General features: G+C 66.9%; 20 protein-coding genes. 4 read left to right on the top strand and 16 right to left on the bottom strand.

The window, feature by feature from the left end:
• Positions 1–4: 4 nt before the first annotated feature.
• Genes KI388_RS14445 through KI388_RS14435 form a run of 3 tightly spaced genes read right to left on the bottom strand, consistent with a single transcriptional unit; the run spans position 5 to position 3,571 of the window.
• Positions 5–1,132 carry an extracellular solute-binding protein gene (locus KI388_RS14445; RefSeq protein ID WP_215087268.1) on the bottom strand — a complete coding sequence of 376 codons (1,128 nt, stop codon included), beginning with the start codon at positions 1,130–1,132 and terminating at the stop codon, positions 5–7.
• Between the two features lie 39 nt (positions 1,133–1,171).
• Positions 1,172–2,407 (bottom strand): alpha-1 4-glucan-protein synthase, encoded by a 1,236-nt coding sequence (locus KI388_RS14440; RefSeq protein WP_215087267.1) that lies wholly within the window; start codon positions 2,405–2,407, stop codon positions 1,172–1,174.
• A 30-nt stretch (positions 2,408–2,437) separates the two neighbouring features.
• Entirely contained in the window at positions 2,438–3,571 is a 1,134-nt protein-coding gene (locus tag KI388_RS14435) for a lysylphosphatidylglycerol synthase transmembrane domain-containing protein (protein WP_215087266.1), read from the bottom strand.
• Between the two features lie 110 nt (positions 3,572–3,681).
• Between KI388_RS14435 and KI388_RS14430 the strand changes: the two genes are divergently transcribed.
• Positions 3,682–3,984, top strand: a complete 303-nt coding sequence (locus KI388_RS14430; RefSeq protein ID WP_215087265.1) for a hypothetical protein — start codon at positions 3,682–3,684, stop codon at positions 3,982–3,984.
• A gap of 74 nt (positions 3,985–4,058) precedes the next feature.
• Positions 4,059–4,619: a rhomboid family intramembrane serine protease gene (locus KI388_RS14425; protein ID WP_215087264.1), complete on the top strand. Its 561-nt coding sequence runs from the start codon at positions 4,059–4,061 to the stop codon at positions 4,617–4,619.
• A gap of 95 nt (positions 4,620–4,714) precedes the next feature.
• Here KI388_RS14425 and rpsJ read toward each other — a convergent pair whose 3' ends face one another.
• From rpsJ to KI388_RS14400, 5 genes are all read right to left on the bottom strand, one after another.
• The gene (gene rpsJ, locus KI388_RS14420; protein ID WP_004048854.1) at positions 4,715–5,023 is read right to left on the bottom strand and encodes a 30S ribosomal protein S10; all 309 of its coding nucleotides are present in this window, start codon (positions 5,021–5,023) and stop codon (positions 4,715–4,717) included.
• A gap of 3 nt (positions 5,024–5,026) precedes the next feature.
• Positions 5,027–6,292: a translation elongation factor EF-1 subunit alpha gene (gene tuf, locus KI388_RS14415; RefSeq protein ID WP_215087263.1), complete on the bottom strand. Its 1,266-nt coding sequence runs from the start codon at positions 6,290–6,292 to the stop codon at positions 5,027–5,029.
• 185 nt (positions 6,293–6,477) lie between these two features.
• Positions 6,478–7,464: a homoserine dehydrogenase gene (locus KI388_RS14410; protein ID WP_215087262.1), complete on the bottom strand. Its 987-nt coding sequence runs from the start codon at positions 7,462–7,464 to the stop codon at positions 6,478–6,480.
• A complete protein-coding gene (locus tag KI388_RS14405) occupies positions 7,461–8,051 on the bottom strand; it encodes an amino acid-binding protein (protein ID WP_215087261.1) in 591 nt (196 codons plus the stop codon). Before KI388_RS14405 ends, KI388_RS14410 begins: the two co-directional genes overlap by 4 nt.
• Positions 8,052–8,355: 304 nt before the next feature.
• The gene (locus KI388_RS14400; RefSeq protein ID WP_215087260.1) at positions 8,356–10,545 is read right to left on the bottom strand and encodes an elongation factor EF-2; all 2,190 of its coding nucleotides are present in this window, start codon (positions 10,543–10,545) and stop codon (positions 8,356–8,358) included.
• 231 nt (positions 10,546–10,776) lie between these two features.
• Between KI388_RS14400 and eda the strand changes: the two genes are divergently transcribed.
• Entirely contained in the window at positions 10,777–11,421 is a 645-nt protein-coding gene (gene eda, locus KI388_RS14395; protein ID WP_215087259.1) for a bifunctional 4-hydroxy-2-oxoglutarate aldolase/2-dehydro-3-deoxy-phosphogluconate aldolase, read from the top strand.
• A gap of 254 nt (positions 11,422–11,675) precedes the next feature.
• Here the strand turns inward: eda and polC are convergent, their stop codons facing one another.
• The 8 genes from polC to arsD form a co-directional block, all read right to left on the bottom strand.
• Positions 11,676–16,790, bottom strand: a complete 5,115-nt coding sequence (gene polC / locus KI388_RS14390) for a DNA polymerase II large subunit (RefSeq protein ID WP_215087258.1) — start codon at positions 16,788–16,790, stop codon at positions 11,676–11,678.
• A 40-nt stretch (positions 16,791–16,830) separates the two neighbouring features.
• Positions 16,831–17,250 (bottom strand): PPC domain-containing DNA-binding protein, encoded by a 420-nt coding sequence (locus tag KI388_RS14385; protein WP_215087257.1) that lies wholly within the window; start codon positions 17,248–17,250, stop codon positions 16,831–16,833.
• A gap of 233 nt (positions 17,251–17,483) precedes the next feature.
• The gene (locus KI388_RS14380) at positions 17,484–17,873 is read right to left on the bottom strand and encodes a NifU family protein (RefSeq protein ID WP_215087256.1); all 390 of its coding nucleotides are present in this window, start codon (positions 17,871–17,873) and stop codon (positions 17,484–17,486) included.
• A gap of 79 nt (positions 17,874–17,952) precedes the next feature.
• Positions 17,953–18,282, bottom strand: coding sequence for a DUF5783 family protein (locus KI388_RS14375; protein WP_215087255.1), 330 nt, complete (start codon positions 18,280–18,282; stop codon positions 17,953–17,955).
• A 341-nt stretch (positions 18,283–18,623) separates the two neighbouring features.
• Positions 18,624–18,845: a halo-CC-star protein HcsS gene (gene hcsS, locus KI388_RS14370; RefSeq protein ID WP_215087254.1), complete on the bottom strand. Its 222-nt coding sequence runs from the start codon at positions 18,843–18,845 to the stop codon at positions 18,624–18,626.
• Positions 18,836–19,252, bottom strand: a complete 417-nt coding sequence (hcsL, locus tag KI388_RS14365; protein ID WP_215087253.1) for a halo-CC-star protein HcsL — start codon at positions 19,250–19,252, stop codon at positions 18,836–18,838. The genes hcsS and hcsL overlap by 10 nt, the downstream gene beginning before the upstream one ends.
• Positions 19,249–21,189: an arsenical pump-driving ATPase gene (arsA, locus tag KI388_RS14360; protein ID WP_215087252.1), complete on the bottom strand. Its 1,941-nt coding sequence runs from the start codon at positions 21,187–21,189 to the stop codon at positions 19,249–19,251. The genes hcsL and arsA overlap by 4 nt, the downstream gene beginning before the upstream one ends.
• A 3-nt stretch (positions 21,190–21,192) precedes the next feature.
• Positions 21,193–21,522, bottom strand: a complete 330-nt coding sequence (gene arsD, locus KI388_RS14355) for an arsenite efflux transporter metallochaperone ArsD (protein WP_215087251.1) — start codon at positions 21,520–21,522, stop codon at positions 21,193–21,195.
• Between the two features lie 317 nt (positions 21,523–21,839).
• Between arsD and KI388_RS14350 the strand changes: the two genes are divergently transcribed.
• Positions 21,840–22,235 (top strand): metalloregulator ArsR/SmtB family transcription factor, encoded by a 396-nt coding sequence (locus KI388_RS14350; protein ID WP_215087250.1) that lies wholly within the window; start codon positions 21,840–21,842, stop codon positions 22,233–22,235.
• Positions 22,236–22,364 lie beyond the last annotated feature (129 nt).

The following is a 22,364-nucleotide window of genomic DNA, read 5'->3' as shown; positions in this document are numbered from 1 at the left end:
GGCGTCAGATGTCGACGCCGGCCTCGCGCATCAGGTCGACGGTCGCCTCCAGGTCGGACAGCTCCGTCAGGTCGAGGTCCGGCACGTCCAACTCGTCGATCGTCGGGAGGTCGCCTATCGGCTCCACGTCGGGGATGAGCGGGTACTCGAACGTCGAGCGCGCGAAGTAGTCCTGCGCCTCGGCCGACAGCAGGTGGCGGACGAAGTTCCCGGCGAGTTCGACGTCCGAGGCGGTGTCGACGATCGCGGCGCCCGCGACGTTGAACACCGCGCCTGCGTCCCCCTCGGTGAAGGCGGTGTCGATGGCCGCGTCCGGGCTCCCGTCGAGGACGCGCTGGATGTAGTAGTGGTTCGTGAAGCCGGCGTCGACGTTCCCGTCCGCGATCTCCTCGCAGACGCGGAACTCGTTGTTGTACGCGGTGGCCCCCGAGTCGACGACGGCCTCGAGCCACTCGCGGGTGGCCTCGTCGCCTTCGAGGTTCCGCATCGCGGTGACGAACGCCTGGCAGGAGCCGTAGGAGGGCGCCCACGCGAGGTCGCCGTCGAACTCCTCTGGGAACGCCATGATGTCGCTGGGCACGTCCGCGTCGTCGTACTCGTCGCTGTCGTACGGGACCGTCCGGGCGCGGCCAGAGGTGCCGATCCACTGGTCGGTCCGGAACTCCTCGCGGACCAGGTCGGCCACGTCGTCGGGGATCGCCTGCGTGCGCCCCTCGCTCGCGAGGGCACCGAGCGACCCCGCGTTCACCGAGTAGAACACGTCCGCCGGCGACCCGTTGCCCTCGTTGAGTATCGAGTTGACGTGGTCGGTGGAGCTGTTGTACCGAACCGTCAGGTCGAGGTCGGGGTACTGCTCGTCGATGTACTCGACGAGCGGTCCCACGAGGAACTCGTTGCGGCCGGAGTACACCGTCAGTTCGCCCGAGAGGTCGGGCATCTCGGAGACCGGCGTGCCGCCCGGCAGCCCGCGCCCCTCGCGGCCGGAGCCGATCTGTCCGATCGACGACTCCGCGCCGCCGCCGTCCGTTTCCCCGCCCGTACAGCCCGCGAGCCCGACCGCGCCGACCGCGGCGGCGCTCGCGATGAACCGTCTCCGGTCCACTCCCGTCTCCGTGTGATCGTGGTTCGTCATGTGTTTTAGGCTTGCCTAAATGGTTTTAGTCGTGTCGGTTCAGTCGTCCGCGACCGCCGGCGTCCGGCGGATCGCGTCGAGGCAGTCGAGCCAGTCGCGCATGTACTCGCCGCAGTAGTTGAGGAACGCGCCGTTGTTCCACTCCTCGAAGTCGCCTTCCGCGAGCGCGTCGGCCATCCCATCGAAGACCGCCGCGAACGAGTCGGCGTCGTCGCCCGCCTCGTCCTCAGACGGCTCCGCCGTCTGAGCGGCCCGTGGAACCGGAGATTCCACGCTGTCTATCACCTCCCAGACGTGCTCGTTCAGCTCCAGTCCCGCCACCTCGTTCGCGAGGTCGTCGAACGTCGAGCGCGGGGCCTTGTTGTGTTCACACAGCGGGTCGCCGTTGTAGATCCGCTTGCCCAGCACGTCGCAGGCGCGCTTTAAGAACAGGCCCGACCAAATGTCGTCGAACCGGCCCACGTCCCACTCGTTGTCGTCCATCGGCAGCTGGTAGAACGCGGGGATCACCTCGCGGCGGAACGCGAGGTTCATCGAGCAGACGGTGAGGTAGTTGCCGCGCGCGGCGACGAAGTCGTCCCCGAAGTCGTCCGCGCTCGTGCGGGTCTGCGCCTGCCCCTCTAAGTCGCCGTCCATTAAGATTCGGACCGCGTCGAGGTCGGGGACGTTCGTCCACAGCCCCTGCGAGGCGACCACCTCGCCGGACTCGATGTCGACGGAATCCGTCTCGACCGTCTCGTCCATCGCGGCGTAGGGGTAGCCGCGCGGGTAGAGACCGTGTTCGTCGGCGTTGTCGTAGAGGACGTTCACCCAGTCCTCGTCCGAACTGACCCGTTCGACCGAGCCCTCGAACGCGAGGTTCTCCATGTGGCGACCGAAGTAGTCGGCGCCGTCGTGGGGGAGCGTGTCGTCGTCGATGAAGAGGCCGCAGTCGAAGGAGTCGTCGGCCCACATGTACAGCAGCCCGAAGCTCGTCTCGGCGTGGCTCGCGGCCGGGACGACGTGGCCGTACTCCGCGACGCCGTTGGCCTCATACCACTCCTCGCGGCGGCCGCCGTCGAACACCTCGCCGGAGACGCCGAGGTCGTCGAGCATGGCGCGCATCTCCGAGACGTCACAGAAGTCCTCGGTGACTAAGAGGAAGTGAAGCCGCGAGACGTCGAAGCCGTGTTCGCGGGCGTTCTCGACGTACGCGCGGACGCAGTCGTACTCCCGTATCGTCGGGACGATCACGCAGACGTCCGGACCGTCGCGGTCCGAGTCGGTCGCGTTCATACCTCCTTGTTTTTAGGCCAACCTAAAAGATTAGCGGTCCGCCGTCGGCCGCGTCGCCCCCGTGTCTCGTTCCCGCTCCGACTCGTCGGGCACGCCCGTCACGGAGAGGTCGAAGGCGCCCGCGACGAGGCCGCCGCCCGCGAGCGTGACGGCGTTTTTCAGCGCGTGGTCGAGCGCCGCCGCGGCGAGCGCGGTCTCGGCGGGGATCGGGGTGGTCGCGACGACGATGCCGGTGAACGCCGCCTCGTACAGCCCGATCCCGCCCTGCGAGAGCGGCAACACCTTCGCGAGGTTCCCGGCCGAGACGGCGAGGGTGCCGACGACGAGGAGCGTCGGGGGGGCGACGCTCCCGCCGAACCCGCCCACGAGCGCCGCGAGGACGAGGACGGCGGTCAAAACGTCTACCCCCCACACGACGCCGCTCGCGAGGAACACCCGGGCGACGGCGCCCCCGTCCGCGGCGACGACGCGGACCGCGGCGCCGAAGCGGACCGCAGCGTCGACGACCCGCGAGAGCCGGGACCCCTCGGCGCGGTCGCGGAGGGCCGGGCCGAACCGACGGTCGCTCCGCGCGACCGCGACGACGCCCGCGGAGAACAGCGCGGCCGCGAGCGCGGTTCCCGTGGCGGCCACGACCGCCGGTCCCGACCCGTCCGGCGCCACGGCCCGCCCGTCGACGAGCAGGGCCGCGAGCGCGGCGCCGCCGAGCGCGCCCAGCGCGACCAGGTCGAAGGCGCGCTCGACCGCCAGCGACGCGACCCCCGTCGGGTACGGGACGCCGCGTCGGTCGTTCAGCAGGTACGCGCGCACCCCGTCGCCGGCCCGCGCGGGGACGATCAGGTTCGCGGTCTGGCTCGCGAACACCGCCGCCGTGAGGAACGCCGTGCGACACCGGTGGCCCATCGGCGCGAGCACGTCGCCGTACCGCCGGCCGCGGACCGGCCACGAGGCGACGTAGACGCCGACCGCCGCGATGATCGGGGCCGGGTCCGCGGCGGTCGCCGCCGAGACGACGGCCTCAACGTCGAGGGTACGCGCCAGCACCGCGCCGCCGACCGCGAGGACGAGGACCGTCCCCGCGACCGCGAGCGACCCCCGAGGGAGACGCTCGCAGAACCGGACGAGGCGCTCGCGGAGCCGAGCGGCGGCGACGCGGGGATTCATCTATCCGTTTAGGTCGGCCTAAAGAATAAAACGCTGGCGGTTCGCGGAGGCGAAACGAAGGGGCTCAGCCCGGGGCAACACGTTTGTTCGTGGGAACCGAAATACCGCACATGAACGCGAACGAGGCGTCCTCCGGCTCCGCGGCCGACGGCGTGCGGATGTGGCTCGTCGAGCGCACCTACTCTGACGACGAGCAGAACATGGTGATCCTCACGTACGCGACGCCGGACGGCGAGCGCTACTTCCGGAAGGAGCGCGCGCTCACCTCCTTTACGGACGTGCGCGACACCACGGCCGCCGTCGACGCGGCGCCGTCGAACGTCGGGACCGTCGACGACCCCGTCGACCGCGAGCGGTACGCCGCCGAGGCGACGCGGATGGCGGACGCGCACGACCCCGACGACGTGATCTGAGTCGCGAGCGGCGAGACCGCGAGCGGAGTCGGACCGACACAGCCTTTTCACCGCGCGGTCCCAACGCTCGCTCAATGCGTGCCACCCTCGAAACGCTCGGAATCACCCTCCTCGTCGGCGCCGCGCAGGCCGCGCTCGGCGTCGTCGGCCTCGCCGGCCTGTTCGCGCTGTCGACGCCCGTCGCCGTCGCCCCGTGGACGCTCGTCACGAGCGTGTACGCGCACGGCTCCGTCGGCCACCTGCTGGCGAACGCCCTCGCGCTGCTTTTCGTCGGCCCCCTCGTCGAGCGCCGGACGACCCGCGCCCGGTTCCACGCGTTCGTCGTGACCACCGGCGCGCTCGCCGGCGTCGCGCAGGTGACGCTCGGGGGCCTGCTCGGCCCCCCGGCCGCCGTGTTGGGGATCAGCGGCGCCGTCTTCGCGCTCGGCGGCTACCTGCTCGCGGGCAACGTCGTGAGCGAGACGCTGTTCGACCGCCTGCGCCTCTCGCCGCGGGTCCAACTCGCCTTGTTCGGCCTCGTCGCCGTCGTCCTCACCGCGACGACGGCCGCGCCCGGCGTCGCGCTGATCGCGCACGCGACCGGGGCGTTCTGCGGCCTCGTCGCGGGCCGCACGGGTCTGCTCGACGCGCGGTAAGCGGGCGGCTGACCGCACCGGACGAAGCGAGATGGACGACGCCGTCGCTGGACGGGTCAAAAAACGAAAGGGGTGAAAGAGAAACGCCCTAGCGCTCAGTCTTCGAGAACGATCTCGATGCTGACGTCGTTCGGCACTTGGACGCGCATGAGCTGGCGGAGCGCGCGTTCGTCGGCGTCGATGTCGATAAGCCGCTTGTGGACGCGCATCTCCCAGTGCTCCCACGTCGCCGTCCCCTCACCGTCCGGGGACTTTCGCGACGGGATCTCGAGCGTCTTCGTCGGCAGCGGGATCGGGCCCGACAGGGCGACCCCCGTCGAGTCCGCGATCTCGCGGACGTCGTCGCAGATGTCGTCGAGGTCCTCGGGGCTCGTGCCGGCGAGGCGGACGCGTGCCTGCTGCATCGATTATCGCTCGTTGACTTCGAGCACCTTGCCGGCCGCGATGGTCTGACCCATGTCGCGGATGGCGAAGCTGCCGAGTTCCGGAATCTCGCCGGACGGCTCGATGCTGAGCGGCTTCTGGGGGCGCACGGTGACGACCGCGGCGTCGCCGGACTTGATGAAGTCCGGGTTCTCCTCGGCGACCTCACCGGACGAGGGGTCGATCTTCTGATCGATGGACTCGATCGTACAGGCGACCTGCGCCGTGTGGGCGTGGAAGACCGGGGTGTAGCCGGCCGTGATGACCGACGGGTGCTGCATGACGACGACCTGCGCCTTGAACGTCTCCGCGACGCTCGGCGGGTCGTCGGCCGGGCCACAGACGTCGCCGCGGCGGATGTCGTCCTTGCCGATGCCGCGGACGTTGAACCCGACGTTGTCGCCGGGCTCGGCCTTGGGCACCTCTTCGTGGTGCATCTCGACCGTCTTCACCTCGCCGCCCACGTCGGACGGCTGGAAGGAGACGTTGTCGCCGGTGTTGAGAATCCCGGTCTCGACGCGTCCCACGGGGACGGTCCCGATGCCGGAGATGGTGTAAACGTCCTGGATCGGGAGTCGGAGCGGCGCGTCCGTCGGCGGCTCGGACTCCGGCAGGTCGTTGAGCGACTCCAGCAGGGTGTCGCCGTCGTACCACGGCGTGTTCTCGGACTCCTCGGAGACGTTGTCGCCCTCGAACGCCGAGATCGGCACGAACGTCGTGTCGTCGGTCGCGAAGCGGACCTGGTTGAGCAGGTCCTCGACCTCGCCGATGACCTCCTTGTAGGTGGACTCCTGGTAGTCGACCAGGTCCATCTTGTTGACGCCGATGATGAGCTCGTTGATACCCAGCGTGCGGGCCAGGAACACGTGCTCTCGGGTCTGGGGCGCGACGCCGTCGTCGGCCGCGACGACGAGCACCGCGTTGTCGGCCTGCGAGGCGCCCGTGATCATGTTCTTCACGAAGTCACGGTGGCCCGGGCAGTCGACGATGGTGAAGTAGTAGTTGTCCGTGTCGAACTCCTGGTGGGCGATATCGATCGTGACGCCGCGCTCGCGCTCCTCGGCGAGGTTGTCCATCACGTAGGCGAACTCGAAGCCGCCCTTGCCCTTCTCTTCGGCTTCCTCGCGGTGCTGCTCGATTACGTGCTCGGGGACGCTCCCCGTCTCGAAGAGGAGGCGACCCACGAGCGTACTCTTGCCGTGGTCGACGTGGCCGATGATGGCCAGATTCTGGTGCGGTTTGTCACTCATGGGGTAATCACGCGCTAAGGCGCTCTGTGAGTAAGTTTCGGGTGATTCCACTAAAACGGTTTCGATACGGGACACAGAGCGTCGCGCCGCGGTCCGGCGATTCTCGACAAGGCGGGGCACGTCACGCCCCCTCACGGGGCGGGTGAGGCAGGCAGTCACCGAGCGCGTGCGCCCCGCGACGCCGACTACTCCAACCGCCCCACGTCTCCGAGGACCGCACTCGCGGTCTCGGGACCGCCCGCGCCCCGGCCGGAGATGTTGAGCCGGCCGGCATGAGAGGTCTCGATCTGGACGATGTTCTGCGTGCCGGAGACCGCGAGCGTCCCGTTTTCGGGGACGAGCCGCGGCGCGACTCGGACGGTCTCGCCGGTCGCCTCCCCGATCAGCCGCACCGTCCGTCCGTCCTCGGCCGCGAGCCGCAGCGCGGAGCCGGGCACGTCACGGATGCCCGACACGTCGGCGTCGTCGAGCGTGAACTCCCGCGCGTCGGCCGGGTCGTCGGCCGCGCCGAAGGAGAGGACGTTCGCGAGGATGACGCACTTCAGCGCCGCGTCGGTGCCGTCCACGTCGAAGGAGGGGTCCGCCTCCGCGACCCCGAGGTCCTGCGCCTCCGCGAGCACGTGCTCGTAGTCGAGACCCTCGGCGGCCATCCGCGTCAGGATGAAGTTCGCCGTCCCGTTGAGCACGCCGCGGACCGCGGTGACGTGCCCGGGTTCGACATCCTCGACGGTCGATACCGCCGGGATCGCGCCGCCGACGGTCGCCTCGAACCGGATCTCGCCGTCGCTGTCGTCGACGGCGGCCCGCAGGTCACCGAACCGCTCCGCGACCGGTCCCTTGTTCGCGAGGACGGCGTGGCGGTCGCGCTCCAGGGCGGTCGTCACGTGCGAGAAGCCCGGCTCGGCGTCATCGAGCGTCGTCGGCGTCGCCTCCACGAGGGCGTCGTAGTCGGCCGCGAGGGCGTCGGCGGGATCGCCGTCCCCGACGATCCCCCGCTCCGCCTTCCGGGCGACGACCGCGTCCGGGTCGACGCCGACGGTCGCGCCGCCCGTCCCGTCCGCGACGGCCGCGCTCGACGAGTCCGCGACCGCGACGACCTCGTGGCCGTACTCCCGGGCCAACTCGACGACGGAGCGCCCGACCGCGCCCGCGCCCATCACGGCGAGCCTCACGCGTCCACCCCCGTGAGCGGCTCGACGACGCGGAGCTCCTTCTCGGCCGCGATGTCGCGGACCGCCGCCAGCGCCGCGCCCGTCTCGCCCGCGCGGGCTTCGAGGCGAAGCCGCGCGCTCGACACCTCCTCGGTGCCCTGCGGGGCCGCGAGCGACACGTCGGCCACCGAGGCCGACTCGCAGGACTCGATCCGCGAAAGCGTGTCGGAGAGGTCGGTGTCGACGAGGTGGCCGAACATGAGCAGCGTCACCTCCTCCGCGTACCGCTCCGTCCCCGCCTGCATCACGTTCACGCCCTCGCTGCGGAGCGCGTCGACTATCTCCTCGAACCGGTCGGGGGTCGCCTCGAAGTCCACCTCGACCGGGATCCGACCGCGCGGCGTCTTGTTCCCGCGCTCGTGGTAGATAGACAGGAGGTTCCCGCCGTTGTCCGCGATCGGGTGGAGCGCGGCGAGCAGCTGGCCCGGCTCGTCGACGAGCTCCAGCCGAACCGTGTGCGTCGAGGGGGCGGTCGCCGCGTGGCCGCCGTCGGCCGACCCGGGTCCGTCGACGACGCCCTCGGGCGCCCCGTCTCGACGGTCGCTCACGCCGCCACCTCCGCCCCGCGGTCGAGCGTCCGCGGACACGTCTCTGTCCCCGCCGTGGAGCGGTCGCTCGGTGGCTCCGTCGCGGTGCGTCGGGGGGGAGTCGTGCCCGTCTGCATACCCGAACGGAGTCGGACGATCCGGTATAAGCCTTCGGCGGGGGCAGGCGTTGCCTCGCTTTCCCGTCTGCCAACGCGGCACACGGTATCGATGCGACTCGAAAGCGGGCGAACACGCCTCTGTCGGGGAGAGAACGGCGAAGACGGAGAGACAGAGAAAGCCGCAGACCGCGGACCGCGCCGTCGACTTAGAAGTAGTCGATCGACTGCGGCAGTTCCAGCTTCATCCCCTTGCGCTCGCGGATCTCCATGATCTTCTCGCGCTGGAGGTTGTCGACGAGCACGCGGAAGCCCGCGTTCTCGGTGTTCCACGAGGCGCGGCCCTCGGTGGCCGAGCGGATATCGGAGGAGAACCCGATCATCTCCTCGACGGGCGCGATGCCCTCGACGACCATGAGGTCGCCTTCCTGGTACATGTCGTCGACGCGGCCGCGACGGCCCTGAATCTCGCCGGACGCGGCGCCCATGTGCTCCGAGGGGACGTCGATCCGGACGTCCTGAATCGGCTCCAGCAGGCGGACCTCGCCGTCGATCAGCGAGCGGTGGACCGCGTCGCGGACCGCCGGGATGACCTGCGCGGGCCCGCGGTGGATGGTGTCCTCGTGGAGCTTCGCGTCGTGGAGTCGGAACAGCGACCCCTGAACGGGCTCGGCGGCCAGCGGGCCGTCGTCGAGCGCCTCCTGAAGCCCTTCGAGGACCAGCTCCATCGTCTCGTTGAGGTGCTGGATACCCTTCGTGTCGTCGATGAGGATGTTGGTCCGGTGGATGTCCTCGACGTTCTGGGAGGTGTCTTTGTCCATGCCGGCCTCCTGCAGCGCCTCGCGGCGCTCCAGTTCGGGCATGTCCATCGAGACCTCGCCGAGCTGGATGGCGTCGACGATCTCCTGATCCATCGGCTCGACGGTGATGTAGAACTTGTTGTGCCGGTTGGGCGACTGCCCCTCGACCTCGCGGGACGACTCCTGAGGCTGCTCGCGGAACACGACGATCGGTTCGCCGGTGATGACCGGGATGCCCTGGTTGTCGCGGATCCGCTGGGTGATCACTTCGAGGTGAAGCTCGCCCTGCCCGCTGATGAGGTGCTCGCCGGTGTCCTCGTTGATCTCGATCTGGATCGTCGGGTCCTCCTTGGCGACCTGCTGGAGCGTCTCGATGAGCTTCGGCAGGTCGTCCATGTTCTGGGCCTCGACGGACTTCGTGATGACCGGCTCGGAGATGTGCTCGATCGACTCGAACGGCGTCATCTCCACGGAGGAGACGGTCGAGCCGGCGATGGCGTCACGCAGGCCGGTGACCGACGCGATGTTCCCCGCCGGGACGCGGTCCACCTCCTCGCGCTCGGACCCCATGAACAGCCCGACGCTCTGAATTCTGTTCTTGCCGGCGGTCCCGGAGACGTACAGCTCCTGCCCCTTCTCTAAGGTTCCGGAGAAGACGCGGCCCGTCGCGATCTCGCCCGCGTGCGGGTCCATGGAGATGTCGGTGACCATGAAGACGACCTCGCCGTCCTCGTCGACCAGCCGCATCGTGTCGGCCAGCTCGGACTCGGGGTCGCCGCGCCAGATGCGCGGAACGCGGCGGGGCTGGGCGTCGACCGGGTTCGGGAAGTGCTCGCAGACCATGTCGAGCACGACGTCCGAAAGCGGCGTCCGCTCGTGGAGCTCCTGCCGCTTGTCGTTCTGTTCCAGCTCCATGATGTCGCCGAAGTCCATGCCGGTCCGCTGCATCGACGGCATCGAGACGCCCCACTTGTACAGCGCGGAGCCGAACCCGACCGTGCCGTCCTCGACGGAGACGGTCCAGTCCTCGGGGATGTCGTCCATGTTCTCGGCCATCCCGCGGATGAGCTCGTTGACGTCCGCGATGACGGACATCAGCCGTTCCTGCATCTCCTGGGGCCCCTCCTGAAGCTCCGAGATGAGGCGGTCGACCTTGTTGATGAACAACGTCGGCTTCACGCCCTCGCGGAGCGCCTGCCGGAGCACCGTCTCCGTCTGGGGCATGGCGCCCTCGACGGCGTCGACGACCACCAGCGCGCCGTCGACCGCGCGCATCGCGCGGGTGACGTCGCCACCGAAGTCCACGTGGCCCGGGGTGTCGATGAGGTTGACGAGGTGGTTGGTGTCCTCGTACTCGTGGGTCATCGAGACGTTCGCCGCGTCGATGGTGATCCCGCGCTCCTGCTCGTCCTCCTTCGTGTCCATCGCGAGCTGCTCGCCCGCGGTGTCCTCGGAGATCATGCCGGCGCCCGCCAGTAGGTTGTCGGAGAGCGTCGTCTTCCCGTGGTCGACGTGGGCGGCGATGGCGATGTTCCGGATGTTCTCCGGGGAGTCCATCAGCCGTTCACATTCCTGAACGATCTTCTTGCGTCGGCCCATTATACCGAGTGTTACCGAAAGGAGGGTCAAAAGGGTAGTGTTTCGTCGCGGCCGTTTCGCCGAGGATCACCCCCGATCCCCGCCGGTTTCGTGTCGATCCGTGTCACGGAACGGCGGGCCGAGCGGTCGATGCCGCGGTCGCCGGTACCCGCGGCCGTCGACCCCGCCCGCGGTCTGCGGCACTCGCGAGCATCCGCGCGGTTTTAAGTTCGGACTCGGGAAACGGGAGGCATGAACGAGACGCTCTCACGGCTCGTCGACAGCGGCGTCGTCGCGGTGCTGCGCGGGGTGCCCGCCGACCGGCTCATCGAGATAGCGGAGGCGCTGCGCGAGGGCGGCGTCACCGCCGTCGAGATCACCGCCGACACCCCGAACGTCGCGGACCTCATCGACGAGGTCGCCGGCTCGTTCGACGACGAGGTCGTCGTCGGCACGGGGACGGTCCTCGACAGCGAGACGGCGCGGACCACGCTGATGGCGGGCGCGGAGTTCGTCGTTTCCCCGAGCCTCCACGAGGACGTCATCGAGACGTGCAACCGCTACGGCGCCGTCAGCGCGCCGGGCGTGATGACCCCGACCGAGGCGGTGCGCGGCTACGAGGCCGGCGCCGACTTCGTGAAGGTGTTCCCCGCCGAGACCGTTGGCGCGGACCACCTCGGGGCCATGAAGGGCCCGCTCGGGCAGATCCCGATGATGCCGACCGGCGGCGTCAGCCCCGACAACGCCGCTGACTACGTCGACGCGGGCGCGTTCGCGGTCGGCGCCGGCGGCGCGCTCGTCGACTACGACGCCGCCGAGCGCGGCGACTACGAGGTCATCACCGAGACCGCCCGCGAGTTCACGCGGGTCGTCGAGGAGGCGCGGGCGGACGGCTGAGCGCGGCGACCGAGACGGCGGCTGACGGCGCTGTGCCGGCTATGCTTTGTACTGGCTTGGTGAACCGTACCACACATACAAGAACGCGGAGACCCAACACGCAACCGGCTTCCAGTCCATCGACGAGAGGCACACTCTGGAAGTCACCGAACGCTATCGCACCCAACCACTGCTCGCCGTGACCTCCCCCGACCGGGAGGCCGACTCCGTCGCCGCGGGACAGGCCGCGGCGGCACGGGGTCGTCCCGCGACCCTCACATGAAGTCCGCGATGCCGGACTGCTTGTTCGTGTCGTCCTCGAAGATAGACTCCAGCGACTGTTCTAACACCTTCAACCGCTGTTTCGTGTAGGGCCGGCAGTCGAACCGCTCGGCCACCTCGATGGCGGTGTCGACGTACTTGCTCACCGACCCCTCGTGGACCGTGAGGTTCACGCGGCCGCCGCACTCGCGGCACTCGCCCGTTAGCGGCATCCGGCGGTACTTCTCGCCGCAGTCGAGACAGCGCGTCTCCTGTCGCGAGAACGCCCGGAGGTTCCCGATGATGTCCGGCAGGAAGTGGTATTCGATCACGCGCTCGGCCACGTCCGTCTCGTCGACCGCGCGGAGCTTCCGGGCCAGCTCCAGCTGTGCGTCCATCTTCTCCATCATGTCGCCCAGCGTCTTGTACGCCGACAGATCCGGCCCCATCGCGATGTCCGTCGTGTCGTGGGTGTGGTCGAACCCGTGGTACTCGCCGTCGGTCCCGAGGGTGTCCTCGCCGATCTGGATCAAGTCCTCGACTTCCTCCGGGTCGGCCAGCTCGCGCGACGCCTCGTACAGCTCCAGCGGGTACTCCCGCACGATGTCGACGTTGTGCGCCTCGTCGTCGATCTCCGAGGGGTCGATCCGCGAGGACATCACCAGCGGCGCGTCCATTCGCCCGCCGCGCTGGTCCGGCAGGAATTCTTTCGAGAAGTTGAGAAGTCCGTCCATGAGGAGCATCACACAGTCCTCGTCGCCGTCACATTGCTTAGATGATATATCATTTGAGATCAATGAATGGGTTCCCTCCACAGAAAGACAGTAGACATGCTGGCATTCAGATTCAATTAATTCGATTTGTGAGATTTCGTCAAGATGGAATACATCGGATCCACCATCGAACACACGGGATCCCTGAGTGTTATAATTTGAAATACTATTTTCGAGTTGTGTCTGCTTGCGAGTTAGATGGATGTCGACCTGTTCAGAAAATCGAACGGCGTCTACAGACGAAACAGTAATCTCGTAGGATTGAGCCATTAGCGTCTCATCGTCATCATCGTAGAACTCTGGGAATCTATCGCGTAGCAGCGTTCTGTCTGGTTCTCTCACCCTCGCTTTGATTCCGATTCGTGTTAGTAATGCTATTAGATCCGTTTTGAGTTCCGTACTAATTGTTGTCGCACGTACTCCAATACCGTTGGATTCAACAGATCCATCGCCACTGAAATACCCTGAGAGATATGCGGAGGTGATCTCGTCGGATGCGTCGAATATGGGGCTCGGAACTCGTTTTGTGTCGGCAGAGATCCCAGCGTCAAGTACCGTGTCAAAGAGGATCCGGATTAGTCGACCGGAAACGGTGACTTTGGCGTGATTTTCTTCGTAGGGATCCACACCGAACTCCTCAACAAGCGTATCGAGGAAGAACTGACGAGCTTCTGTCTCGGTTCCACAGATTGTCGTTTGGTGGATTATTCCCTTTGGAGTCTGTTGCTCACGGGTGAATCCCTCTGCCGCGTAGTACCCGAGTAGAGTGGCAACTGATTCGTTTATTTTGAGGAACCGATCAATCTCCGTTCGGTCGCGTTTGATTCCGAGAGAAGCATCGTCGGGTACGAACTCAAGGAGACCATCGACCGAGTCGAAGCACTGCTGAAGGTACGCAACCGGGAAGCTTTCCCGATAGAGATAATTGCTTAGCGTCTTCTTGTTCGTCTCAAATATTTTAGTCATACTCTGAAGCGGATAAAATGGGCCGTCCCACGCGTCAGCAAAGGTGCTCTCAAACAGATCGTAGAGGCGTTCTTTCTGTAAGCCTTTTACCATCAGGCGGTCGTTCGGCACTTCATCAACCGAAATGAACTCTTTAAGAAGATCAAACTGCTTCGTCTCGTATTGTACATTGGCCTCAATTGAATGAGGAGTTACAAGCCGATCCGTGTCAGACAACTCCCGCGCTGCTTTTGTAACTAGCTCGTCCTGTTCAGAATTATAGATGTGAACCTCGTGATCTGGGGTAATGGTGAGCGAGCGACCAGATCGAGTCTGGATCTCCACCATGTGATCGGGAGCAGGATGTTTGCTGACTGCCTCGATCGGCCGAGAAACCTGTTCCCCGTCCGCTGTCAACGATGGAACGGACAGCTCTCCGTCGACTCCCTCTAACTCGCCGATTGCGGTCCCGAAGTCGTCGAACTCGACGTCGGACTGATCGAGGTACGTCTCGACGAAGTCGTCGATCTCGTCGTATCGTAAACTGCCGGTCTCGTCCTCGTACCAGATCTTCGTCTCCGGATGGAAGCAGTTCCGCCGCTTGGCGGCGTGAAAGTACGGATGAGCGTATCCCACCGCGGCCGAGGTGAAACCTACTACTCTCCCGACAGTTGCCGCGCTCGTGTGCGGCGCCATCCCGAAGACGAGCTCGCCGACGAGGTCGTCGCGCTCGTTCACCTCGTAGAAGCGGTCCAACCCGTAGAACTGTTCGAGGAGGTCGTCGACGAAGTCCGCGGTCTTGAGCATGTGCTCGGCCGCCCCGTCCGAGAGGACGATGTCCTGAACGCGGAGTTCGATCACCTGATCGTCGTGGCGCAGCGGCTCGCCGTCGATATCGGTCTCGTACCCCAGCTCGCGGAAGTGGTCGGCGGTGACGTCGAGCTCCTCGGGTTTGACCGCGGTGACCGGGAGGTCGGTCATGTCGTACCGGACCGTCCCGTCCTTGAACGACGTGACGCCGTTCTTCGCGCGGAGGACGCCCTTCTCGATCGGTTCCGGGGTCTTATTCCGCGAGGTGAGCCCCTGGACCCCCTTGAGGATCTCGAAGGCGGACTCGCGCTCGCCGACCGCCTCCAGCGCGGAGCGGTACGCGTCGTTGACGTCGACCTCTTGGTAGCTCGCCGCGGTCACCTCCCACTCGCAGTTCGGGCACTCGACGCGGCCGGCCTCGTCCGGCTCGCAGACGGTGCCGCAGTCGTTACACTCGTAGTGCGGCTCCGTGTGCGTCTCGCAGTCGGGGCAGCGCGCGGCGTAGGTGTGCTCGCCGCAGTCGGGGCAGACCCGATCGGAGACCTCCAGTTCGTGTCGGCCCCGGTGCCCGGTGTCGTCCATCTCGTTCGCGGCCTCGGCCACGTCGCGCTGGGGGCCGCCCGCCTCGTTGATCGGGAAGAGGGTGTGGACCGCGGGGGAGAGATCGCGGCTCTCCGACTTCTCGGGGCGGCCCATCCGGTTGCCGATCCGGGTCGGCGCGCGCTCGCGCACCTCGAAGGGGGCGACCTCGTTGACCGCGCGGATCGCGTTCTCGCCGTCGGCGTACTCGCGGGCCGCCGTCGAGAGGTCGTCCGAGCCCCACCCCTTCCGGAGTCCGTCGTCGACGCCGACCGACCGCGCGAGCGGGCGCCACGTCGGGATCCGGAGCGCGTCCGGGGTCGCGGCGTGTTCGATCAAAAGCGACTCCAGCGCGTCCCGAACCGCGTCGGTGTGCTCAACCGCGAGGACGCCCTCGACGACCTCGCCCGCGGCGGCCGCGTCGGCCAGCGCCTCGAACGCCTCGACCGACACGTCGTGCCAGAGGTAGGTGTACTCGGGGTGGAGCGGGCAGTCGTACTCGCGCGCCCACGCAAGCGCCTCGTCGACGTCGGGGTGTTCGAGGTCAACGTGGGGATCGTCGCCCATGGCCTGAACGTCGGCGCCGGCCGCCTCGAACTCCTGAACCCACCACTCGGGGGCGTACGACGCGGGCGCGAGCGGGTGGTTGTTCTCGACGAACTCCCCGTAGTTGACGAGGTACTCGCCCAAGTCGAGCACCTTCTCGATCCCGTTGCGGACCTCCTTCGCCTCCTCGGGGTCGTCGATCCGCCGGACCTCCCCGTTCGCGAGCCGGACCGTCGGCCCCTCGATGGAGTCGACGGGGACGACGCCGTGCGCCTTCCCCGGCCGCTCCGTCTTGATCTGCGTCCCGGCCGCGAGGAAGTCGTCGACGATGTGCATCGTCGCGGGGTGGACGCCGCCGGTCGCGAAGCCGTGGTTGCGCGCGCGACCGTAGCGGAGCCGGAACCCGCCGGCTTCGCTCGGGTGGGTGAAGACGGGCCGGCCCGCAATGAGGTCTCGGAGGAACTTCTGGGAGGGGTCGGCGCGGAGCGGTCCGTCCGCGTCGTCGCCGGTCGGGCCGTCGTCGGCGGGGGCCTCGCCGTCCGCCGCGTCGGCGTCGCTCTTGTCTCCGTCGCCGCCCTCGGCGCCGTCGTCGGCGTCCCCGTCGTCCGCGGCGTCCCCGTCGCCCGCGCCGTCCTTGCCGATCGTCCCGTCGATCAGGTCCTGGAGCCACGGCCAGTCGACCTCGTCGAGGTCGCGGGTGTACCGCTGGATCTTCGGGGCCTTCAGCGCGATCCCCTCGGCGGCGACGAGGCACATCCCGCCGCGCGCGGAGTTCGTGTCGACGCGTTCCAGATCGCGGAACCCCGAGACCTCCTCGTCGCTCGTCGCCTCCCCGTCGAGCATGACGGGGATGTGCTTGGCGATGAACTTCGACTCCTTGTCCTTCGGGGTGTACTGGAGGCCGGTCTCCTTGTCGTAGAGGGCGATCTCCTCGGCGTAGCGCTCGACCTCGACGTCGCGTGGCTTGTACTCGTCGACGTCGAGCAGCGACCGGGCGTAGTCCGCGACGAGCACCGACAGCGCCTGCGCGGTCCCGCCCGCAGAGCGGATCGGGCCGGCGTAGTAGACGTTGACGAACTCGGTGCCGTCGTCGTTCTCTAACAGCTCCACGCGGTCGATCCCCTCGATCGGCGCGGCGACGACCCCCTCGGTCAGCAGCGCGACCGCGGTCCGGACCGCGCCCTCGATCTTCCCCTCACGGGAGTCGTAGTCCCCGACGTTGCCGTCGACGAAGTCGGTGACCAGTTCCAGGGCCGCCTCCTCGCGGGACATCTCTCCTTCTAGGTCGCGGACGCGCTCCGCGACGCCGTCGATGCCGAGGATGTTCTCGACGCGGTCGGCCATGTCGCGGGCGACCGGGATCTCGATCTCCGGCTCCGGGTCGTGGCCCTGCTTTTTGGCCGTCTCCGCGACGTCCCACGCCTCGTCGAGCCGCTCCTCGATCCGCGCGAAGTAGCGCTCGTCGTCCGGTCTCATCGGGCCTCGCCGGCGGGGACCGCGCGGCGCGTTCGGCGGGTCACAGCCACAGGTCGAGATCCGTCGCCTCGTCGTGCGAGCGCTCCAGCGGCTCCGCGAACGCGCGCAGGTGGCACTCGCCGGCCCAGACCGTCCCCGAGTCGAGGTGGCCCGCGAGCGCCTGCCCGCTCGGCCGCGAGAGCACGACGTGGGTGTGCGCGAACACGTCCCCTTCCAACAGCGAGACGTTGCCCACGCAGGCGGCTACTTCTAGCGGCTCGTCGAACGTGACCGAGCGGTACTCGGTCTCCTCTTGGTCGTAGAACCAGACGTCCGCGTCCTGGACCGCGCCGAGCGCCGTGAACCAACCGGCCTCGACGTCCTCCTCGCGGGCGAGACTCTCTATCTCCTCGCGCCAGTCGGCGCCCGTCTCGAACCGCGCGACGTACTCCGCCGTGGGTTCGACCTCGCGATGGTACATAGCGATGTCCCACGGCGGCCGGGGAGAAAAAGGCTTCAGTCGGACCGAACGATACCGTCAGAGTAGATTCGATATAGCGATATACGATTTAACTTGCGTCGGTGGAGAGACACAGAAGAAACGACGGAAGTGCCGTTACGATGCCGCAGCCCTACGAGAACGGTCGACTATCGGGAACGGCGATGCGACTCACGGAACGGAAAGAGAAGGAAGGGTTCGCGAGCCGGGGCGACTCAGAACGGCGCCTGCGGGCCTTCGTCGTCGCCGCCGTCGTCGGTCGTCTCGCCGGGGAAGGAGGGGGACATCCCGTCGCCGCTGCTGGTGCCGCCGAGGTCGCCGTCGGCGCCGGCCGACGCGCCGGTGTCGGCGTGGACCGTCTCGATCTCGGGGATCTCCTTGACCATCCGGGACTTGATCGCCTGGATCGTCATCGGGGAGATACCGCAGCCGGAGCAGGCGCCGCCGAGCTGGACCGTCACCTCGCCCTTCTCGCGGTCGAGGTGGGCGATGGCGGCGCTCCCGCCGTGCATCTGGATCTGCGGGAAGTTGCGCCGCAGGAAGTTCGTGATCCGCTCGCGGAGTTCGTTGTCCGCGTCAGCCGCGTCAGTCGTGTCCGTACTCATGCCCGCGAGTTGGCGGGCGGCGGGCTTATGCCTTTGGTTCGGACGGATCCGGGCGGCGTCGCCGCGCCCCCCCGCCTCGTCACTCCGGGCGATCGACGCCGAGGGTCCGGTACAGCTCGGACTCGATCCGCTCGACGTACTCCGCTAGCGTCTCCTCGAACGTCTCGTCGTCGACCGCGACGGCGCCGCTGATGCGCTCGCGGGGGTTCTCCGGGAGTTCGACGCGGAACTCGCCGTCCTCGTAGAACGGCTCCGACTCGTTGAGCACGGTCTGGTCGATGCCGTGGATCAGCTCCGAGTCGTACCGGTCGTTCATCTGGTTGAACGCGTTCTTGTACGCCCGCTGGAGCTCGTTGAAGTAGTTTGCGTACTTGTCCTCGAACTTCTCCGGGTCGAACTGGTCGGCCATGTCGCGAGTCAGGGCCCGGCGGGAAAAAAGCCGGTCGATCGCCGCCGAGACGCCGGAACGGACGGAAAGAACGCGGCGCGTGGTCGGACGAGCGATCCGAGCGTGGCCGTCCTATAAATTGAATACCGCGATATAGAATCTGTGGAGCTCGTAATACCCCGGAGCGAGAGGTCTGATGTCTCGTCAGTTCGAGAGGACCTGTGCTGTCTCGATACCCGTCTCGCGTGAGTTCGGAGGATTCGCGAGCTACTTGGCGGGAAGAAGTCGAGAGCGCTCGTCGGAGCGACGTCCGTGTGACGTAATTCGCGGGATCGGCGGCGACGAGGGCTCAACGACGGCGGCTAACAGCAGCCGTCGTCGTCGGCGCAGACGCTGCCGTAGTCGATTCCGGTCTCGTCGCCGATCGCTTCGTTACACTGCATCACCATAGTGGTGAACGCGAACTCCGAGGAGGACTCTTTCGCCGCCGCAAGCTCTTCGCCGAGCGACTCGGCGGCCGCGACGACCTCGTCGTCGGTGATTCCGTCGTCGCTGGCGTCCTGACCGGAAGCGCTCAACAGCACCCACCTCCGGTGGACCGCGCGAACTCCTCGCCGATTTCGTCGCTAATGGCGTCGTTCGTTCGCTTGAGCAGTTCTATCAGATCGGCCTGTGCGGCCTGCTGACGCTGGATCGTCTCGTTGTTCGACATTTCGGTCTGGAGCTGCTTCAGCTCGGCCATCACCGACTCGTCGAAACCGCCGCGTTGCATCTGCTGTTGCTTTCGCTGGTATTCGCGGAGCAGCGCCGTCGCCTCGTCGTCGTCCTGTAACGCCTCGTCGGCCGCGACGAACCGCTGATACGTCTCAGACTCGTCGAGCGTGTCGAGGAACTCGTGGAGCGCCGCCTCAACGTCGGCTTCCACGCTTTCTACATCGGGTCCGCCCGGGCTTCCTTCGGCCGCATCCTCCACCTCGCCTGCGTCGCTCACGAGGGCGTCACCTCTGGTGCGTCCGCTTCGACAACGTCTGCGAGTCCGGTAATCTCCTCACCGAAGGCGCTGAGTTCGTCGAGCCCGATCGGTTCGTCCTGCCGGAGCGGCGCCAACATCAACGGCGCGTCGAACCGGTCTCGAATCTCTTCGAGATACTGTGCCTGCTGGGCGCGCCGGTTCGCGAAGAAGGCGTTGTCGCCGTACTCCTCGGGGAGGAGGTAGTTGGCGACGACCAGCGAGGTCTCGATGCCGACCTGATCTTTGAGGTCGGCGGCAGCCCGGTACGCCTCCATCATCGGGGTGTACTCGGGGTACATCACGAACGCGAACGTGCTCCGTTCGGGGTCTTTCATCGTCTCGATGACTTCGTCGTACTGGTCACCCTTGGCGGGCGCAGCGCCCTTCGTCAGCGAGCCGAGGTCCATGAACCCCTTCCAGTCGGAGGGGAGTTCGAGCAGTCGGAGCGTGTGGCCCGTGGGGGCCGTGTCAAAGACGACGACGTCGTAGCCGTCCTCGTCGAAGTAGCTCACGAACTTCTCTAAGGCCGCCATCTCCTCGGCACAGGGCGACTCCAACTCCTCTTCGACGTTCGCGATCGCGGCGTCGACGTCGATCTGGGTGTCCTCTTTGTTCTCGTACATCTCGGTGACGTGGTCGAGGACCTGCTCGCGGTACTCCGCAAGCGCTTTTTCTTGGTCGATCCGCGCCGCGTCGAGGTTCTCCTGGCCGACCGAAGTGGGTTCGTGGCCCACGGGCTCACCGAAGATGTCCGCTAAGTGCGCGGCCGGGTCAGTTGTGACGACGAGCGTCTCGTGGCCCGCCTCAGCGAGTTTCGTCCCCGCCGTCGAGGCGATGGTACTCTTGCCGACACCGCCTTTCCCGGTGAAAAAGAGGTACTGCGTCTCGTCGCTCGGCGTCAGTTGATCGACGACCGCCTCGGCGTCCGCCATTGAATCGAACTCAGCCGCGTCGTCAGCGTCCACGTCGGTCGCGGTTCCGACGTCGACGGTCGCCTCCGTGCCGTCGTAGAGGACACCACCCACGTCCGCGAGCAGGTCGAGGCCGGCGATCTCGCCCGGCTGGAGCGGGTACGTCGCCGTCGCGTCGGCGTCGAACTCCTCGCGGGCGTGCTCGATGACGGCCTGCTCGTCCGCGCGCTTCCCCTCGAAGAAGGGGTCCTCGCACACCGACTCTGGGAGGTAGCCGTTGAGGATCAACAGCTGCGACTCGATCCCGAGGTCGCCGAGGTCGCTCGCGCTGCGTTCGATCTCGTCGATCGAGGAGTCCTCCGGCTTACCGACGAACGCGAACGAGGTACGCTCGTCGTCCTGGAGCGTGTCGATCGCGCGCTCGTAGTCCTGTTTTTTGTCCTCCATCGAGGCGGCCGGCCCGATACAGGTCGAGCCGCCCTTCTCGAGTTCGGCGTTCCAGTCGGAGGGGAGCTCCATCAGCCGGATGGTGTGGCCCGTCGGCGCCGTGTCGAAGACGACGACGTCGTACTCCGGGCTGTCCATGAAGTCGACGAAGTTGTCGAAGGCGGCTATCTCCTCGACGCAGGGACTGTTGAGCTGCTCTTCGACCGTCCGGATCTCCTCCTCCCCGAGCAGTTCGCGCATCGGCTCGATCGTCTCCTGTCGGTACTCCTCGGCGGCGGTGTCCGGGTCGATCTCGATCGCCGAGAGGTTCTCGATCCCGTCGATCGCGGTGACCTCGTGACCGATCGACTCCCCGAAGATGTCCGAGAGGTTCGGGGCAGGGTCGGTGGTCACCAGCAGCGTCTCGTAGTCGTTGTCGGCGAGCCACGTCGCGGTCGCACAGCTCACGGTGCTCTTGCCGACGCCGCCCTTCCCGCTGAAGAAAACGAACTCCGTTTCGTCGCCGCTCGGTTCGACGACGTCACGCGCGCTCGTCGCCGTCGGCTGTGATTGTGCCATTTATTAGGCCTCCTGTGGCGCGGCGTTGCCGTCGATGGCCGCGGTCAGTTCGTCGTACGAGAGGTACTCGCCCTCGGCGACGATCTCGTCGTCGACGACCGTGATCGGGAGGATCGACGGACCGTCCTCCTGGACGCGGTCGTATATCCGCTGCGTTTCGAGGAACTGGTCGATGTTGTGTTGCATGTTCGCTCGGGTGACTTCGAGGTCGTCGAACGCGGCTTCGAGCTGGTCGAGCGCCGCGCTGACCTCGACGAGTTCGTCGTCGGGGTCGGGACCGCAGACGCCGGTGGAGCAACACATCGCTTCTTCGTACAGGGTGAGTTCGGTCATAGGTGGGTCGGATCGCGGTCGTACGTTTGAGCTATCGTTCGCGACAGAGGCTACGTCGAGTCCTCCAGCGATCGATACATTTGAACGATTTCTCATATAATTATAAATCCTTCGATGGAGACAATCGGTGACCATATGTGAGGTAGAGGCTCGTGCGCGTTAGTCGGGGAAAAGCGCAGGTATCGGCTCGCTAACCACGCTTAGACGAGGAGATACGAGCGCACTCTGGTTGAATAGATAGTGAATTATTCGGCGCTTGCTGACGATGGAGACGCGCCGGCCATAACGCTTAATCACACATCGGTTCAATTGTCCGTATGTCATCGACCGAGCGGCTACAGCGGTACGTCGCCGACGAGTGCGGCTCCTGTACGGACGAAGCCCTCGCCGACCGGTTGGCGGAGCTGGAGGACCTGAACGAGAGCGTCGGCGGGTCGGACCTGGAGACCGATATCGAGCTACTGTCGGCGCTCGGCAGCGAGACGCGGTACAAGATCGTCCGGATGCTTCACGCGGCGGACGACGAGGAGCTGTGCGTCTGCGAGCTCTCACCGCTCTTAGACGTGAGCGACAGCGCGATCAGCCACGCCCTCTCGCAGCTCACCGACGCCGGCCTCGTCACGCGCCGGAAGGAGGGGAAGTGGCGGATGTATCGCGCCACGCCGCGCGCGAACGCCGTCCTCGTGGCGCTCGACGGGTCGCGGTCGCTATGAAACCGGGATGTCAGTTGCCGAGTCGCTGAGCGAGTAGGGGGACACGTCGACGCGACGGTATCGACGACGGCGCCACAGACACGCGAATCGACGCCTCGGATCGACCTTCTCTCAGCAAATCTCGGACGC

It is taken from the genome of Halorubrum sp. 2020YC2 (assembly GCF_018623055.1).
In the GTDB taxonomy this organism is placed as follows: domain Archaea; phylum Halobacteriota; class Halobacteria; order Halobacteriales; family Haloferacaceae; genus Halorubrum.
This window is presented reverse-complemented; position numbering and strand designations above follow the sequence as displayed.

Coding starts and splice junctions, on each gene's coding strand:
- rpsJ (WP_004048854.1), bottom strand. CDS start 5,023: ATGCAGCAGGCACGCGTCCGCCTCGCCGGCACGAGCCCCGAGGACCTC.
- eda (WP_215087259.1), top strand. CDS start 10,777: ATGAACGAGACGCTCTCACGGCTCGTCGACAGCGGCGTCGTCGCGGTG.
- KI388_RS14430 (WP_215087265.1), top strand. CDS start 3,682: ATGAACGCGAACGAGGCGTCCTCCGGCTCCGCGGCCGACGGCGTGCGG.
- tuf (WP_215087263.1), bottom strand. CDS start 6,292: ATGAGTGACAAACCGCACCAGAATCTGGCCATCATCGGCCACGTCGAC.
- KI388_RS14385 (WP_215087257.1), bottom strand. CDS start 17,250: ATGTACCATCGCGAGGTCGAACCCACGGCGGAGTACGTCGCGCGGTTC.
- polC (WP_215087258.1), bottom strand. CDS start 16,790: ATGAGACCGGACGACGAGCGCTACTTCGCGCGGATCGAGGAGCGGCTC.
- KI388_RS14435 (WP_215087266.1), bottom strand. CDS start 3,571: ATGAATCCCCGCGTCGCCGCCGCTCGGCTCCGCGAGCGCCTCGTCCGG.
- KI388_RS14440 (WP_215087267.1), bottom strand. CDS start 2,407: ATGAACGCGACCGACTCGGACCGCGACGGTCCGGACGTCTGCGTGATC.
- KI388_RS14445 (WP_215087268.1), bottom strand. CDS start 1,132: ATGACGAACCACGATCACACGGAGACGGGAGTGGACCGGAGACGGTTC.
- KI388_RS14400 (WP_215087260.1), bottom strand. CDS start 10,545: ATGGGCCGACGCAAGAAGATCGTTCAGGAATGTGAACGGCTGATGGAC.
- KI388_RS14380 (WP_215087256.1), bottom strand. CDS start 17,873: ATGAGTACGGACACGACTGACGCGGCTGACGCGGACAACGAACTCCGC.
- KI388_RS14375 (WP_215087255.1), bottom strand. CDS start 18,282: ATGGCCGACCAGTTCGACCCGGAGAAGTTCGAGGACAAGTACGCAAAC.
- KI388_RS14350 (WP_215087250.1), top strand. CDS start 21,840: ATGTCATCGACCGAGCGGCTACAGCGGTACGTCGCCGACGAGTGCGGC.
- arsD (WP_215087251.1), bottom strand. CDS start 21,522: ATGACCGAACTCACCCTGTACGAAGAAGCGATGTGTTGCTCCACCGGC.
- arsA (WP_215087252.1), bottom strand. CDS start 21,189: ATGGCACAATCACAGCCGACGGCGACGAGCGCGCGTGACGTCGTCGAA.
- KI388_RS14425 (WP_215087264.1), top strand. CDS start 4,059: ATGCGTGCCACCCTCGAAACGCTCGGAATCACCCTCCTCGTCGGCGCC.